The organism is Halolamina rubra, from assembly GCF_000739555.1.
GTDB lineage: Archaea > Halobacteriota > Halobacteria > Halobacteriales > Haloferacaceae > Halolamina > Halolamina rubra.
Window position 1 is genome coordinate 1 of record NZ_BBJN01000001.1, and the last position, 14,554, is coordinate 14,554.

Here is a 14,554-nt window from a genome sequence, read left to right on the forward strand (position 1 = left end):
ACTGCCGCACCTCGACGCCCGACTCGGTGAACAGCCGGACGACGAGGGGGTTGTTGGAGTACGCCACGTCGAACTTGGGGGTCATCGACTCGACGTGGCCGACCCAGACCGCGTTGCGCTCGAGGTCCTCGATCGGGACGACGTAGGTGGGGATGTCGAGGCTCTTCAGCGCCTTCGTCACCATCATCACCCGCTCGCCGGCGGTGAACGGGTTCCGCGTGGTGTGGGAGTCGCCCGCGGAGCCGATCCCGACCACGAGCTCGTCGACCTCGCCCGCGATCTCGGTCACCATCTGGTGGTGTCCGTCGTGGTACGGCTGGAACCGGCCGATGTAGAACCCCCGCATGGCCGCGGCTTCGCTCCCGGGGGGAATAAAAACGGCGAGTCGCGTGTGCCACCCCATTTATAAGCGAACTCGTCGCGACCGCCGACAGAATTCACGAGGTAGAAACCTCCTAGAGCGCATTTACGACGTTCGAACCGTCGTCGATCGTGGGGGAAAGTATATCAAGCTCACGAGCCTCGATTACGGTAGCGAAAGCGTTCTATGAGCAACGAAAGGGACGACACCGACGTGCCCGACGAGGGGGAGGAGGACCCCTTCCCGCTCAACGGGTCGGGTCCCCGAGAGGGCGACCCCGACGAACAGCCCGACCGCCCCGCGGAGCAGGAGCGCCGCGAGGCGGACGAGGACGACGCTCCCGGCATCGACGACCTCGGGAGCGAGGTGGAGTTCGACGCCGAGATCGCCGACGACGAGGAGATCGGGAAGGACGACCTGCTCGGCGGGCTCCGGATCGACTCGACGTCCGAGATCGAGGTCCCCGATCGGCTGGTCGATCAGGTGATCGGGCAGGAGCACGCCCGGGACGTCGTCATGAAGGCGGCCAAGCAGCGCCGCCACGTGATGATGATCGGCTCCCCCGGGACGGGGAAGTCGATGCTCGCGAAGGCGATGGCCGAACTCCTCCCCAAGGAGGAGCTACAGGACGTACTGGTGTACCACAACCCGGACGACGGCAACGAGCCGAAAGTCCGGACGGTGCCCGCGGGGAAGGGCGAACAGATCATCGACGCCCACAAGGAGGAGGCCCAGAAGCGCGATCAGCTCCGCAGCCTCCTGATGTGGATCGTCATCGCCGTCGTCGCCGGCTACGCGATCCTGGCGATGGGGAACCCGATCCTCGCCGTGATCGGCGCGGTGCTGATCTACATCGGGTTCAAGTACGCCTCGCGTGGCAGCGACGCGATGATCCCGAACCTGCTGGTGAACAACGCCGACACGAAGACGGCGCCGTTCGAGGACGCCACGGGCGCCCACGCGGGTGCGCTGCTCGGCGACGTGCGCCACGACCCGTTCCAGTCCGGCGGGATGGAGACGCCGAGCCACGACCGCGTCGAGGCCGGCGCCATCCACAAGGCGAACAAGGGCGTGCTGTTCATCGACGAGATCAACACGCTCGACGTTCGGTCCCAGCAGCACCTCATGACCGCGATTCAGGAGGGTGCGTTCGGGATCACGGGCCAGTCCGAGCGCTCCTCGGGCGCGATGGTCCAGACCGAGCCCGTGCCGACCGACTTCGTGATGGTCGCGGCCGGGAACATGGACGCGATGGAGAACATGCACCCCGCGCTCCGGAACCGCATCCGCGGCTACGGGTACGAGGTGTACATGGACGACACCATCCGCGACAGCCCGGAGATGCGCCGGAAGTACGCGCGCTTCGTGGCCCAGGAGGTCGAGAACGACGGCCGCCTGCCCCACTTCACGAACGACGCCGTCGAGGAGGTCATCCTCGAGGCCCGGCGCCGCGCCGGCCGGAAGGACCACCTCACGCTCGAGCTCCGGTCGCTCGGCGGGCTGGTCCGCGTGGCGGGCGACATCGCCCGCGGCGAGAACGCGGAGTGGACCACGCGCGAACACGTGCTCGAAGCCAAGGGCCGGAGCCGCTCGATCGAGCAGCAGCTCGCCGACGACTACATCGAGCGCCGGAAGGACTACGAGCTGCAGGTCTCCGAGGGGTACCAGGTCGGCCGCGTCAACGGCCTCGCGGTGATGGGCCAGGACTCCGGGATCATGCTGCCGGTGATGGCGGAGATCACGCCCTCCCAGGGGATGGGCGGGCAGGTGATCGCCACCGGTCAGCTGAAGGAGATGGCCGAGGAGTCGGTGCAGAACGTCTCGGCGATCATCAAGAAGTACACCGACGAGCAGATCTCGGACAAGGACATCCACATCCAGTTCATCCAGACCGGCCAGCAGGGCGTCGACGGCGACTCGGCGTCGATCACGGTCGCGACGGCGGTGATCTCCGCGCTGGAGAACATCGGCGTCGACCAGAGCCTCGCGATGACTGGCTCGCTGTCGGTGCGGGGCGACGTGCTCCCCGTCGGCGGCGTGACCCACAAGATCGAGGCCGCCGCGAAGGCGGGCTGTGACCGCGTGATCATCCCGAAGGCCAACGAGCAGGACGTGATGATCGAGGACGAGTACAAGGAGATGATCGAGATCATTCCGGTCTCGCACATCTCCGAGGTGCTCGACGTGGCGCTCGAGGGCGAGGGCGAGAAGGACTCGCTCGTGAGCCGGCTGAAGAGCATCACCGGCTCGGCGCTCGAGAGTTCGGACGTGACGACGCCGGCGGGCGGCTCCGAGCCGACGCCGCAGTAAGCAGTTTTTCGGGCACGTCTTTTCGGTCCGCGCTTCGTCGAGCGAGCCGTCGGCGAACCGTCCATCCCGACAGAACGTGGCGGCACGTCTCGACAGTTCCGGCAGTCGGAACCGGCGTTCGTGATACGGAGTTCGGACAGTAACTGATTCGGCTGTTCGGTGGATCGGCCTGCGAGCGTCCGACGCCGGCCCAAAAAATAAACGAGCGGTGACACAAATGCTCGCTACGGGAGCGAGACGTGACCCTCGATGCCCTCTGGAAACCCGTTCTCCTCTATACGGGTGTCCTCGGTCCTCTCACGGTCGGAACGCTACACTTCGCGACACACTCGGGGTTAGTTGTCCTCTTTGTCGGCGGCGGCGGCGGGCTCGTCCTCGTCACCCTCAGCGTCGGAACCGCGGGACCGACGGACGGTGGCGGGTTCGAAAACGACGAAGGGCTCGACGCGACAGGTGGCTGGCTCGGTACGGAGCCGAGTACACAGCGCAGTTTACCGCTCCTGTTCTACGGGTTCGGCGTGTTGCTCTGGAGTTTCGTCGTGTTGGTTACGCTCTACGACGTACTCGGCTGAGCGGGACAGGGCTCCCCGAACTCACCGCGAGTTACAAACCCGACCCGGATCGAACGACGGAGACGATCGGCAGCGACCGCGGGGCCTCGACGGCACGGGAGCGATTGGTCGATCAGGAGCGGAACACGGGGACTGTCGCTACCAGCGGCGCCAACACGGCGGCCGTCGACCGCCGAACCGACACCGCGTGAGAAAGGGGGACGCTCAGTTGCCGGTCCAGCGCAGCAGCGCCAGCGTCCCCTCGTACAGCACGATCATCGTCGCCGCGATGATGAACGGCGTCATCCCCGTCGGGTCGGGGTTGACGAGGAACGCGACGGTGAGGAACCCGCCCCAGAACAGGAGGCGCTTGTCCTCCAGCCACTGGCGGGTGACGATCCCCATCATGATCGCGAGCATGATGAACAGCGGGATCTGGAAGATCACCGCCATGTACCCCATGAGGACGATGATGAGCGAGAACGTGCTCTCCAGCCCGTAGGCGACGGTGGCGACGTTCTCGTCGGTGTACACCGTAAAGTAGCGCATGATCGCCGGGATGATCACGAAGTGCGAGAACGCCATCCCGATCGTCCCCAGCACCAGGCTGGTCGGGATGGCCGCGAGGTAGTAGCGCCGTTCCTTGGGGTAGAGCCCCGGGCGCATGAACATGTACGTTTCGTAGACGAAGACGGGGAGTGCGACCAGCAGCCCCGCCAGTGCTGTCACCTTCAGCTTGGTCAGGATCAGCTCCAGCGGCCCGTACACCCGCGGTCGCCGGCCCTCGATCTCCGGCGCGCCCGGGATCGCGTTGTTCCAGAGCGCGTCGATGATGTCCACCGCGGTTGGCACCTGCTCGAACGCCTGGCCGAGCCCCAAAAGCGTCAGCGCGACCGTGCCGCCGACGATGAACACGACCGAGAGCCGCTTCATCATCTCCTCGATGTGGGCCGCCAGCGGCATCTCCTCGTCCGAGTCCGGCCCGGCGCCGAGTAGCCCGTCGTCCACGTCGTCGTCGCCGTCCGGCGAGCGATCGATCTCGGTGGGGCCGGGGTCGTCGTCCGACGGGCGTGCCCCGTGCTCCGCGGCCGCGGCCGGCGGCTCGTCGGGGTCGTAATCGTCGAACATGTAACCGTCGTCGTCCGACTCGTCGTCCGCGTCGTCGGTCGACTCCTCGTCCGCGTCGCCGTCCTCCGAGTCGTCGGTGTCCGGACCGAGCCCTTTCACGTCCGTGAACGCGGGCTCGACCGTGTCGTCCTCGCCGTCCGTTTCCTCCGCGTCGTCGGCGTCCGCGTCGTCGGCGTCGGCGGTGTCGGCGGCGTCCGCGTCGCCGTCGCTCGCGGTGTCGTCGTCAGTCGACGACTCCGCCGCAGTCGTCGGTTCCTCCTCGGGCGAGGGCTCCTCGTCCGTCGTCTCCCCCTGTGGCTCCGACGCCGTCTCCGACTCCCGTTCCTCGTCGGAACCGGGCGCCGACGAGTCGGACGGCTCGCGTCCACCCTCGTCGTCCGGTTCCTCGGCCATATGGGTCGGTATCGCTCACGCGTTCTTATAGGCCTTTTCGGATCGCCCGCCCGCGAGGTGAAAAGGTTGATAACGCCGAAGTGGCTCCTTCTCGCTATGTCCAGCGCGCTCGACGACGATACCCAGCGCGCCATCGCCGAGGGGCGGGAGACCGCCGGGGCGATGCTTCGCTCCGCCCAGAAAGACCTCCAGAAGGTGTTCGTCGTCTTCGTCATCGCCTTCATGGGGATGTTCATGGCCCTCCGCGGGGGGATCTGGGAGTGGCTCAAGGGCGTCACCACCCAGCGGATGCCCGCCGAGCTGCAGTCGCAGTTCGACATCATCGCCCAGACCCCCTTCGACGTGATCCTGCTCCAGGCGAAGATCTCGCTCGCCGTCGGGCTGATCGTCGCCGCACCCGTGCTGCTCTACTTCTCGCGGGACGCCCTGAAGGAGCGCGGTCGCTGGCCGGAGATGCCGATCCCGCTGTGGAAGGCCGTCCCCATCGCCGCGCTCTCCTTCCTGCTGTTCATGGGCGGGATGGCGTACGGCTACCTCCTCTTCTTCCCGATCATGTTCAACTTCCTCGCCGGCAACGCGGCGGCCGCCGGCTTCGCCCCCCACTGGTCCATCGTGCTCTGGACCCAGTTCGTCCTCCTGCTGACGTTCTCCTTCGGGCTGGCGGCCCAGATGCCGCTGGCGATCACCGGCCTCTCCTACACCGGGATCGTCCCCTACGAGCAGTTCCGCGACAAGTGGCGCTACGCCGTCGTCGCCATCTTCGTGTTCGGCGCGGTGTTCTCGCCGCCGGACCCGTTCACCCAGATCATGTGGGCGGTGCCGCTGCTCGTCCTCTACGGGTTCAGCCTCTACCTCGCGAAGTTCGCGGTCACGATGAAGCGCGGCAGCGAGCGGCTCACGATCGGCGGCGTGCTCCGGCGCAACTGGAACGAGGCCGCCGCCCTCGTCGTCGCCGGCGTCGCCGTCGCGTGGCTCTACGCCAACGCCGGCGGCCGCGGCGCGATCAACGCCGGGCTCGGGGCGATCGGCAGCAGCTACCGCGCCCCGGGGGTCGGCGGGCTCACGTCGCTGTCGGCGACCGCCAACGTCGTGCTGGTCGGCCTCGTCGTCGGCGTCGCCTTCGCCGTCGTCGGCCTGCTGCTGTTCGCCTACCGCGAGCTCGAGGACACCGTCGACCCCGACGCCGAGCTGGGCGACCCGACGGGGATCGACCTCGACGCGCTCGACGAGGAGGGCGTCCGCGCGGCGCCGATCCAGGCGTTCGAGGCGATGGACGAGTCCGAGGCGCTCGAGGCTGCACAGCGCGCCATCGACGACGACCGCCACGGGAAGGCACAGGCGGTCCTCGACCGCTACGACGAGGCGAACGAGCCCGACGAGGACGAGCCCGAGCCGCCACGGTACGAGGTCGACCCGCTGTTCACGCCGGTCAACCCCGTCGGCGCGATCCAGCGCGGCCGCGAGTGGATCGACTGGGGTCAGCGGCTCCGTCAGCAGGGGCAGCCGCTCGCCGTCTTGGCGGTCGTGCTGTTCGGCGTCGCCTACGCCGCGCTCGGCTACACCGGCGAGGTGAACGCGCTGCTCGGCCAGGCCGGGTTCGAGGCCAGCCTCCCCGCGTTCGGCTACTCGACGCTCGTCGCCGCGGGCATCGCCGCCGCGGGGGTGCTCGCGGTCGTCGCCGCCATCGTCGGCGCCTACGTGCTGCTCGCGTGCTACTTCGCGGGCACCGACCCGACGGCGGTCAACGTCGGCCAGCTCTCGACGGACGAGCTCGAACGGGCGCCGCCGGCGACGTTCACGTCGCTGACCGAGCGGGAGGCGAACTTCTACGCCAACCGCGCCCTGGAGGTCGGCGACGACGAGCGGGCGCGACTGATCCTCGAGCGCTTCGACGAGGCGACCACCGCCGCCGAGGAGGAGGCCGAGGCGGACGAGCCCGACCCCGGGAGCGTGGGCGACCGCACCCAGCGCGCCGGCAGCACGTTCCTCGACGAGTTCGCCGACGACACCGACGAGGACGACATCGGCGGCTACTACAAGGACCTGCAGTTCATCCTCGGCTCGGTCACCTCGGGGCTGTTCTACATCGTCGGCACGTTCATGGTCGTGATGGCCGGCTCGTTCTTCTGGCTGTACACGGGCGGGATCAAGGACGTGTACGCCGACTTCCTCTCCCGCGTGCCCGGCGAGGTGCTCCAGCCGGGGCAGACGGCGATGGAGGCGTCGAAGGTGATCGCGCTCCACCCCGTCGAGGCGCTGGTGTTCGAGGTGAAGTTCTCGGCGCTGCTCGGCGTCGTCGCCGTGCTGCCGATGATCGCGTACTTCGCGTGGCCGGCGCTGCGGGACCGCGGGTTCGTCCGCGGGCGCCGCGAGGTCATCTTCGCCTGGGCCGGCCTGCTGACCGCCGGCCTGCTCGGCGGGCTGGTGTTCGGCTACTTCGAGGTGGCGCCGCGGGTCATCTCCTTCCTCGTCGAGGACGCGCTGGCGGCGAACATGACGATCAGCTACCGCATCACCGACTTCTTCTGGCTGATCTTCTTCACCACCGCGGGCATCGGCATCCTCGCGGACATCCCGGTGCTGATGGCGCTGTTGAACACCGCGGGCGTCTCCTACACCGCGATGCGGACGCGCTGGCGCGAGGTGATGATCGGGATGATGCTGTTCGCCGCGCTGCTGACGCCGGCGGACGCGCTCACGATGATCATGATCACGATCCCGCTGATGGCGGCCTACGGCGTCGGCCTGGGCGTCCTCTACGTGCTCACCCTCGGCGGCCGGCGCAACCTCCGCAAACCCACGATCGGCCCCGACACGGCCGGCGACGACGGGTAGCGCGGTCGCTCCCGTTTCTTCGAACCGATCGGTTCGTTCCCCCACGTTCGAGCAGTCCGTCGGCCGACTCCCGAGCGGTGCGTTTTTGCGTATGCCTCGGGTACGCCTCCGAGATGACCATGCGAGCACCGAAGCAACGGACCCGGCGTGGGGTCGATCTGGCGGCGGCCGGACCGGCGGAGGGGAAGCGATGACGAAAGTGTCCGTCGAGATCCCGGACGAGCTGCTGGCGGACCTCGACGAGCACGTCGGCGACGACGGGAAGTTCGTCAACCGCAGCGACGCGATCCGGGCGTCGATCCGGAAGACGCTCGACCGGCTCGACGAGATCGACGAGCGACAGGGCCGCATCGAGGGAGGGGACGCGTGAGCGCCGACCGCCGCCCGCTCCCGGTCGACCGCCTCCTGCTCGCGGCGCTGTTCGTCACCGCGCTGGTGACCGCCCAGTTGACGGCGGCGAAGCTGCTCTCCTTCCAGCTCCCGTTCGGGATCCCCGTCGCGGGCAGCGCGCTCACCCTGCCGGGCGCGGCGCTCGCGTACGCGCTGACGTACTTCGCTTCGGACTGTTACGCCGAGCTGTACGGGAAGCGCGCGGCCCGCGAGCTGGTCAACGTCGCGTTCCTGATGAACTTCGTCGTGCTGGCGCTGGTGTGGAGCACCATCGTCGCGCCCGCCGCGAACCCCGAGTTCGCGAGCACGTTCTCGTCGGTGCTCGGGGCGTCGACGAACATCGTCGCCGGCAGCCTGCTGGCCTACGTCGCCAGCCAGAACTGGGACGTGATCGCGTTCCACCGGCTGAAGGAGTACACCGACGGCGAGAAGCTGTGGCTGCGAAACGTCGGCTCGACCGCCAGCAGCCAGCTCATCGACACCGTCATCTTCGTCGGCGTCGCGTTCTGGGCGCTCCCGAACCTCGGCGTCGGTGCGGAGATGGGGCTCCCGCTGGTCGGCGGCGGGCCCGTCCCCAGCGTCGCCGCGCTGATCGTCGGCCAGTACGTACTGAAGCTCGCGATCGCGCTGGTCGACACGCCCTTTGTCTACGCGGTCGTCGCCGCCGTCCGCCGGCGCGACGCCGAGGACCGCCGGCTGTTCGCGGCGTAGCCGTCGTTCCGCCGACCGGGTGGCTTTTCTCGCCCGCGTCCCGAGTGGGCGCCGATGGACGAACGCCGCGTACAGTCGCTCGTCCACGCGGGCGTCGCGACCCTGCTCGCCGTCGCCGGCGTCGTGTTCGCCGTCCGCCCGGGCGGGCCCGCGGACTGGGCCTACGGGCTGGTCGCGCTGGGCGTGCTGTTCTTCGGCGTCAGCGCGGTGCCGCGGGTCCGCGAGCACGGCGCGTACAACGCCCTCGCCGCGGCGTTCGCGACCGCGGTCTGTCTCGTCGCCTACCTCGGCAGCGGCACGTGGTTCGTCGGCGCGCTGGCGCTCGCCAGCGGCGTCGGGACGCTGATCGAACTGGCCAGGTGGCGACGGTAGCGGCCGACAGCTTCCTCCGCCCGCGAGCCCAGGGACGACCATGGGCAGCGACGGGCTCGTCGACCTCGATCAGGACACCTGGACGGTGCTCGCGAAGTACAACCTGGCGCTGACGACGCTGTTCGGGCTGCTGACGCTGTGGGTCCGAGCGGCGCCGCCGGCCAACGCTGAGAACGTCCTGCTCGTCCAGAACGGCGTGCTCGCGCTCCTGTTCGGCTCGATCCAGACGTACGCCTGGCTCTCCAGCTAGTCGACGCGCTCGGCGAACGCGAAGTTCGGCTTCACGTCGGTGACCGACACCTCGAGCTCCTCGCCCTCGTCGGCGCCGGCGACGAAGATCGTGAACCCCTCGACCCGCGCGATCCCGTCGCCCTCGCCGCCGGTGTCGGTGATCTCGACGGCCAGCTGATCGCCCTCGGCGACGGGCGCGTCGGTGTACCCCTTCCCGACCAGGTACACCTCGCTCGACGAGTCGCGGGAGGCGTCCGGCGACACCCGGCGGACGTACTGGAACGACGGCGCCATGTCGGCCTCGAGGTCGTCGAGATCGCGGCCCTGGAACACCTTCGCGACGAAGTCGCCGCCGGGTTTCAGGAACTCCACCGCGGTCTCGAAGGCGATCCGCGCGAGGTGGACCGAGCGCGCGTGGTCGAGCTCGTACTCGCCGGTCATGTTCGGTGCCATGTCCGAGACGACCAGATCGACGACGCCCTGGCCGTCCTCGGCGTCGAGTTCCCGGCGGAGGCGGTCGCGGGTCTCCTCCTCGGTCATGTCGCCGGGGATCGTGCTCACCTGGTGAGCCTCGAGCTCGTCGATGCGCTGGAGGTCGACGCCGACGACTTTCCCCTGCGGGCCCACTTCCTCGGCGGCGACCTGCAGCCAGCCGCCGGGGGCGGCGCCGAGGTCGACGACCGTGTCGCCGTCGTCGAACAGGTCGGCGGTGTCGTCGAGCTGTTTCAGCTTGTACGCCGAGCGGGCGCGGTACTCCTGCTGCTTGGCGCGGTTGTAGTAGTCGTCCTTCCGGGTCATGCGTGGCTCACCGGGTTGGCGCCTCCGGGGCGGACGGTCGAAATCGCGTTCATACCGGGGCTGAGGGGGTCTGTCCGGAAAGGCACGTCGGACGCGACCGGCCGCGACCTTGCCGAGTGCCGCCTCGGCTGACACGATTGTGACCCGCGGATCAACACAGGTTTGCGTGCCCACTGCCCAACGCTGTACACTGATGGCTACACGTGACACCTGGGTGTCGAACTTCGGGTTCGTGCTCGCCGCCGTGGGGAGCGCGGCCGGGCTGGGGAACATCTGGCGGTTCCCGTGGCTGACCGCCGGCAACGGCGGCAGCGCGTTCCTGCTGGTCTACCTGCTCATCGTCGTCGGCGTCGGCGTCCCGGGGCTGCTCGCGGAGTTCGTGCTCGGGCGCCGCGGCCGACAGACGCCGATCGGCGCGCTGGGCGACCTGATCGGCCGCTGGGGGTCGGCGCTGGGCGCGTTCAACGTCGCCACGACGCTCGTGATCCTCTCGTTCTACTCGGTCGTCGGCGGCTGGATCCTGCGCTACACGCTGGTCTCGCCGACGGGGGCGTACTTCAGCCAGCCCCAGCAGTACTTCGCCGCGATGAGCTACGGCCTCCCGGCGGTCGCGTTCCACCTGCTCTTCCTCGGGATCGTCGCCGGCATCGTGTTCTTCGGCGTGAGCCGCGGGATCGAGCGCGTCTCGAAGGTGATGCTGCCGGCGGTCGTGGTGCTGCTGGTCGGCCTCGCGGTCTGGACGGCGACCCAGCCCGGCACCGCCGCGGGCTACGCGTTCTACCTCGGCTTCGACGCCGACTACCTCGCCGCCAACTTCCCGAGCGTGATCGGGCCGGCGGCCGGGCAGGCGCTGTTCACCCTCTCTGTCGGCGCCGGCTCGATGCTCACCTACGCCTCCTACCTCGACGAGGACTCGTCGCTGCCGCGGGACACCATCGTCATCGCCGTCTCCAACACGTTCATCGGCGTGCTCGCCGGGCTGGTCGTGATCCCGCTGCTGTTCTCCCAGGGGATCGACCCCGGCCAGGGCGGCCCGGGCGCGCTGTTCGTCGCGCTCGCGTCGGCGTTCGGCTCGCTGCCGGGCGGCCCGATCGTCGCGACGGCGTTCTTCGCGACGGTGCTGATGGCCGCGATCACCAGCGGGATCAACCTGCTCGAGACCCCGGTCGCGACGCTCGTCGACGAGTTCGGCGTGCCGCGCCGGCGGGCGACGCTGTCGGTGTCGCTGCTGCTCGCCGTCACGGGGAGCGGCCTTGCGCTCGTCAGCTCGGCGTTCCGGTTCGCCTCGGGCACCCTCGCCGACCTGATGCTGACGCTCGGCCTGTTCGGGTTCCTCGCCATCGCCGGCTGGCTGCTGCGCGCGGAGTCGGTCGCCGAGTTCCGTGCGGGCGCCGGGCGCTTCGCCGTCCTCGCCGAGTCGTGGGTGCTGACGGTCGGCTGGCTGCTGCCCGTCGTCGTCCTGTTCTCGCTCGCGAGCTCGGTCGCGCCGCTTCTCGGCGTCCCCCTCGGGCTCGGCGGCCGGGCGGCCGTCGCCGTCGTCGGCACGCTGGTCAGCCGGGGCGCGGTCTGGGCGGCGACGAATCGCTGATCGGCGCCGGCGTCGACGCCGCGGCGGGGCGACCCTACAGACAGAACATGAACGGGTACATCAGCGCGACCCGGTCGCCGTTCTCGAGCTTCGTCCCGAACCCGTCCAGCAGTTCGTTGAACTTCCCGTTGACGAGCACGCGCGCGAACGCCCGGGTCCGCTCGCCCTCGGGGTTGCGCTCCCAGCGGCCCGGCGGGTCGCCCGGGTAGTCGGCCCAGCCGTGGGCGGTCTCCTCGTCCTCGGTCTCGGCCAGCAGCAGCTCCTCGCAGCCGTACTCCGCGAAGAAGGCGTCGAGGAACTCCCCCAGCGTGTCGCCCTCGAACGTGAACTCGAACTCGTGTTTCCCGAGTTCGCGCCGGACGTGGCCGGTCGCTTTCACGGTCACCGTCGTCGTCCCGGCCTGTTCGGCCTCGATCGCGCTCATGCGTGCCCGTTGGCGCCACGAGCGGTTACAGTCGTAGCCGAACGTGTTCGGGGTCGACGGGCGTCGCCGATAGCTGAACGCTTTTCCCCCGTTCGACCCAACCAGTACACGTATGAGCGACAGCGATCTCGGCTTCGTCCAGTTCGGCGACAGCGGCCTCCAGAGCAGCGAACTCCAGTTCGGCACGTGGCGCTTCGGCCGCGAGACCGAGGAAGGCAACCTCGAGATCGGCGAGGATCGGGCCAAGCGACTGCTCGACGCCTACGCCGACGCCGGCGGGCGGTACATCGACACCGCCGACGTGTACGGCGGCGGCCAGGCCGAGGAGTGGATCGGCGACTGGCTGGCCGAGCGCGACCGCGAGCGGTTCACCGTCGCCTCCAAGATCTACTGGCAGATCCGGGAGGACGACCCCAACAGCCGCGGCAACAACCGGAAGAACCTCCGTCACCGCGTCGACGCCATCCTCGATCGGCTGGACACCGACTACATCGACGTGCTCTACCTCCACCGCTGGGACGGCGAGACGCCGACCCGCGAGACGATGAAGACGCTGAACGCGCTGGTCGAGGCGGGGAAGGTGCACTACCTCGGCGCGTCGACGCTCACCCCCAACGCCTGGCGCGTCGCGAAGGCGAACGAGCTCGCCCGCGCGGAGGGCTGGGAGCCGTTCACCGTGCTCCAGCCCCGGTACAACCTCGTCGACCGCGAGATCGAAGGGGACTACCTCCAGTTCGCCCGCGAGGAGGGGCTGGGCGTCTGCCCGTGGAGCCCGCTCGGCCAGGGGTTCCTGACCGGCAAGTACGACCGCGAGCAGGGGCTGACCGGCGAGTCGAAGGCTGCGGAGTCGAGCCGGTTCGAGAGCGCCTACCTCACCGAGACGAACTTCGACGTGCACGACGTGCTCGACGCGGTCGCCGACGAGGTCGACGCCTCGCCGGCCCAGACCGCGCTCGCGTGGCTGATGCACCGTGACGGCGTGACCGCGCCGATCGTGGGTGCGCGGACCGTCGAGCAGCTGGAGGAGAACCTCGGCGCCGCGGATATCGACCTGAGCGACGACCAGGTCGACCGCCTGACCGAGGCGAAGGGCGGCCCGTACGCGAACCTGTAGGCCGGAAGCCGGAAACGCGCCGGCCCCACCGAGTGCCTTATTCCTCCCCCTCTCCGACCCGGCCACATGGTCGTAGACCTTCGCTCCGACACCGTCACCAGACCCTCAGACGCGATGCGTGAGGCCGCCAAGAACGCCGAGGTCGGCGACGACGTGTACCGCGACGACCCGAGCGTCAACGAGCTCGAGGCCCGCGCCGCCGAGATCCTCGGGAAGGAGGCCGGGCTGTTCGTCCCCAGCGGCACGATGGGCAACCAGGTCGCGATCCGGACCCACACCGACCGCGGGCAGGAGCTGCTCGCCGACGAGCACGCCCACGTGCTGAAGTGGGAGCTCGGCGCCGTCGCCCAGCTGAGTAGCCTCCAGACGCGCCTGCTCGACTTCGGCGACGACGGCGTGCCGACGCCCGAGCAGGTCGAGAACGGGCTCGTCGAGGAGAGCCTCCACGAGGCCGGCACGGGGCTGTTCTGCCTGGAGAACACGCACAACTACCGCGGCGGCGTCGCCGTGAGCAAAGACGAGATCGACGCGGCCGCCGAAGTCGCTCACGACCACGGCGTCCCGGTCCACCTCGACGGCGCGCGGCTGTTCAACGCCGCCGAGGCGTTCGACGCCGACCCCGCCGCGCTCGCGGAGAACGCCGACAGCGTGATGTTCTGCCTCTCGAAGGGGCTCGGCGCGCCCGTGGGCTCCGTGCTCGTCGGCGACGAGGCGTTCGTCGAGCGCGCGCGCCGGACCCGGAAGCTGTTCGGCGGCGGGATGCGCCAGGCCGGCATCATCGCCGCGCCGGGCCTGCTCGCCCTCGAGAACCGCGACCACCTCGCGGACGATCACCGGCGCGCCGAGCGCATCGCCGAGGGGCTCGGCGGGATCGACGGGATCGAGACGACCGCGCCGGACACGAACATCGTCGTCGCCGACGTGGCCGGAACCGGCCGCACGGCCGAGCAGTTCGTCGACGAGATCGAGGACCACGGCGTGCTCGCGGTCGCGTTCAGCGAGACGACGGTTCGGTTCACCACGAACTGGGACGTGAGCGACGAGGAGATCGAGCAGGCGATCGACGCCGTGCGGACGGCGATGCAGGACTAGGCGATCTCGAACTCGAAGCGCGCGCCGCCCGCTTCGCTCTCGGCGACCGACACCGACCAGCCGTGGGCTTCGGCGATGCTCTGGACGATCGGGAGGCCGAACCCCGTCCCCTCCTCGCTGGTCGTGGCGCCCGTGTCGAACGGGTCGATCCCGTCGTCGATCCCGGGGCCGTCGTCGGCGACGTAGAACCCCTCGCGGCCGGCCAGCGTGCCGACGGTCACCGTCGGCGCGTCGCCGTCGTCCTCGGCCGTCGACG

15 protein-coding genes are annotated in these 14,554 nt (G+C 69.4%); 10 read left to right on the forward strand and 5 right to left on the reverse strand.

The annotated features are described in order from the left end of the window. Positions 1–346 (reverse strand): nicotinamide-nucleotide adenylyltransferase (locus tag ACP95_RS00005; protein ID WP_049979238.1); only part of this gene is annotated, 346 nt, incomplete at its 3' end. A 201-nt stretch (positions 347–547) separates the two neighbouring features. Here ACP95_RS00005 and lonB point away from each other — a divergent pair. Beyond that, positions 548–2,671: an ATP-dependent protease LonB gene (lonB, locus tag ACP95_RS00010; RefSeq protein WP_049979239.1), complete on the forward strand. Its 2,124-nt coding sequence runs from the start codon at positions 548–550 to the stop codon at positions 2,669–2,671. A gap of 239 nt (positions 2,672–2,910) precedes the next feature. Further along, complete coding sequence (locus ACP95_RS00015; RefSeq protein WP_049979240.1) at positions 2,911–3,243, forward strand: hypothetical protein; 333 nt, start codon at positions 2,911–2,913, stop codon at positions 3,241–3,243. Positions 3,244–3,447: 204 nt separating this feature from the next. Here ACP95_RS00015 and tatC (ACP95_RS00020) read toward each other — a convergent pair whose 3' ends face one another. Continuing rightward, complete coding sequence (gene tatC, locus ACP95_RS00020; RefSeq protein ID WP_049979241.1) at positions 3,448–4,743, reverse strand: twin-arginine translocase subunit TatC; 1,296 nt, start codon at positions 4,741–4,743, stop codon at positions 3,448–3,450. A 96-nt stretch (positions 4,744–4,839) separates the two neighbouring features. On the opposite strand from tatC (ACP95_RS00020), the gene tatC (ACP95_RS00025) reads away from it, so the two are divergent. The 5 genes from tatC (ACP95_RS00025) (at position 4,840) to ACP95_RS00045 (ending at position 9,301) form a co-directional block, all read left to right on the forward strand. Next, positions 4,840–7,578, forward strand: a complete 2,739-nt coding sequence (tatC, locus tag ACP95_RS00025; protein ID WP_049979242.1) for a twin-arginine translocase subunit TatC — start codon at positions 4,840–4,842, stop codon at positions 7,576–7,578. Positions 7,579–7,768: 190 nt separating this feature from the next. Further along, positions 7,769–7,948 carry a ribbon-helix-helix domain-containing protein gene (locus ACP95_RS00030; protein WP_049979243.1) on the forward strand — a complete coding sequence of 60 codons (180 nt, stop codon included), beginning with the start codon at positions 7,769–7,771 and terminating at the stop codon, positions 7,946–7,948. After that, the gene (locus ACP95_RS00035; RefSeq protein WP_082224504.1) at positions 7,945–8,679 is read left to right on the forward strand and encodes a queuosine precursor transporter; all 735 of its coding nucleotides are present in this window, start codon (positions 7,945–7,947) and stop codon (positions 8,677–8,679) included. Before ACP95_RS00030 ends, ACP95_RS00035 begins: the two co-directional genes overlap by 4 nt. Before the next feature lie 54 nt (positions 8,680–8,733). Then, positions 8,734–9,051 (forward strand): hypothetical protein, encoded by a 318-nt coding sequence (locus tag ACP95_RS00040; RefSeq protein ID WP_049979244.1) that lies wholly within the window; start codon positions 8,734–8,736, stop codon positions 9,049–9,051. Between the two features lie 40 nt (positions 9,052–9,091). After that, positions 9,092–9,301, forward strand: a complete 210-nt coding sequence (locus ACP95_RS00045) for a hypothetical protein (RefSeq protein WP_049979245.1) — start codon at positions 9,092–9,094, stop codon at positions 9,299–9,301. Here the strand turns inward: ACP95_RS00045 and ACP95_RS00050 are convergent. Then, on the reverse strand, positions 9,298–10,080 hold the full coding sequence (locus ACP95_RS00050) for a 23S rRNA (uridine(2552)-2'-O)-methyltransferase (RefSeq protein WP_049979246.1): 783 nt from the start codon (positions 10,078–10,080) through the stop codon (positions 9,298–9,300). The two genes, ACP95_RS00045 and ACP95_RS00050, sit on opposite strands and share 4 nt — an antisense overlap. Before the next feature lie 193 nt (positions 10,081–10,273). On the opposite strand from ACP95_RS00050, the gene ACP95_RS00055 reads away from it, so the two are divergent. Then, a complete protein-coding gene (locus ACP95_RS00055; RefSeq protein ID WP_049979247.1) occupies positions 10,274–11,668 on the forward strand; it encodes a sodium-dependent transporter in 1,395 nt (464 codons plus the stop codon). Positions 11,669–11,702: 34 nt separating this feature from the next. On the opposite strand, the gene ACP95_RS00060 is transcribed toward ACP95_RS00055, so the two are convergent. Beyond that, entirely contained in the window at positions 11,703–12,092 is a 390-nt protein-coding gene (locus ACP95_RS00060) for a MoaD/ThiS family protein (RefSeq protein ID WP_049979248.1), read from the reverse strand. 112 nt (positions 12,093–12,204) lie between these two features. On the opposite strand from ACP95_RS00060, the gene ACP95_RS00065 reads away from it, so the two are divergent. Both ACP95_RS00065 and ACP95_RS00070 read left to right on the forward strand, forming a co-directional pair. Further along, complete coding sequence (locus ACP95_RS00065) at positions 12,205–13,206, forward strand: aldo/keto reductase (RefSeq protein WP_049979249.1); 1,002 nt, start codon at positions 12,205–12,207, stop codon at positions 13,204–13,206. Between the two features lie 66 nt (positions 13,207–13,272). Next, positions 13,273–14,298, forward strand: coding sequence for a threonine aldolase family protein (locus ACP95_RS00070; RefSeq protein WP_049979250.1), 1,026 nt, complete (start codon positions 13,273–13,275; stop codon positions 14,296–14,298). Here the strand turns inward: ACP95_RS00070 and ACP95_RS00075 are convergent. Further along, a partial coding sequence (locus tag ACP95_RS00075; protein ID WP_161782039.1) for a sensor histidine kinase occupies positions 14,295–14,554 on the reverse strand: 260 nt, incomplete at its 5' end. The two genes, ACP95_RS00070 and ACP95_RS00075, sit on opposite strands and share 4 nt — an antisense overlap.

What these genes read in the sequence shown, in the direction of transcription:
- lonB (WP_049979239.1), top strand. Translation starts at nt 548, where the DNA reads ATGAGCAACGAAAGGGACGACACCGACGTGCCCGACGAGGGGGAGGAG.
- tatC (WP_049979241.1), bottom strand. Translation starts at nt 4,743, where the DNA reads ATGGCCGAGGAACCGGACGACGAGGGTGGACGCGAGCCGTCCGACTCG.
- tatC (WP_049979242.1), top strand. Translation starts at nt 4,840, where the DNA reads ATGTCCAGCGCGCTCGACGACGATACCCAGCGCGCCATCGCCGAGGGG.
- ACP95_RS00030 (WP_049979243.1), top strand. Translation starts at nt 7,769, where the DNA reads ATGACGAAAGTGTCCGTCGAGATCCCGGACGAGCTGCTGGCGGACCTC.
- ACP95_RS00040 (WP_049979244.1), top strand. Translation starts at nt 8,734, where the DNA reads ATGGACGAACGCCGCGTACAGTCGCTCGTCCACGCGGGCGTCGCGACC.
- ACP95_RS00045 (WP_049979245.1), top strand. Translation starts at nt 9,092, where the DNA reads ATGGGCAGCGACGGGCTCGTCGACCTCGATCAGGACACCTGGACGGTG.
- ACP95_RS00050 (WP_049979246.1), bottom strand. Translation starts at nt 10,080, where the DNA reads ATGACCCGGAAGGACGACTACTACAACCGCGCCAAGCAGCAGGAGTAC.
- ACP95_RS00055 (WP_049979247.1), top strand. Translation starts at nt 10,274, where the DNA reads ATGGCTACACGTGACACCTGGGTGTCGAACTTCGGGTTCGTGCTCGCC.
- ACP95_RS00060 (WP_049979248.1), bottom strand. Translation starts at nt 12,092, where the DNA reads ATGAGCGCGATCGAGGCCGAACAGGCCGGGACGACGACGGTGACCGTG.
- ACP95_RS00065 (WP_049979249.1), top strand. Translation starts at nt 12,205, where the DNA reads ATGAGCGACAGCGATCTCGGCTTCGTCCAGTTCGGCGACAGCGGCCTC.
- ACP95_RS00070 (WP_049979250.1), top strand. Translation starts at nt 13,273, where the DNA reads ATGGTCGTAGACCTTCGCTCCGACACCGTCACCAGACCCTCAGACGCG.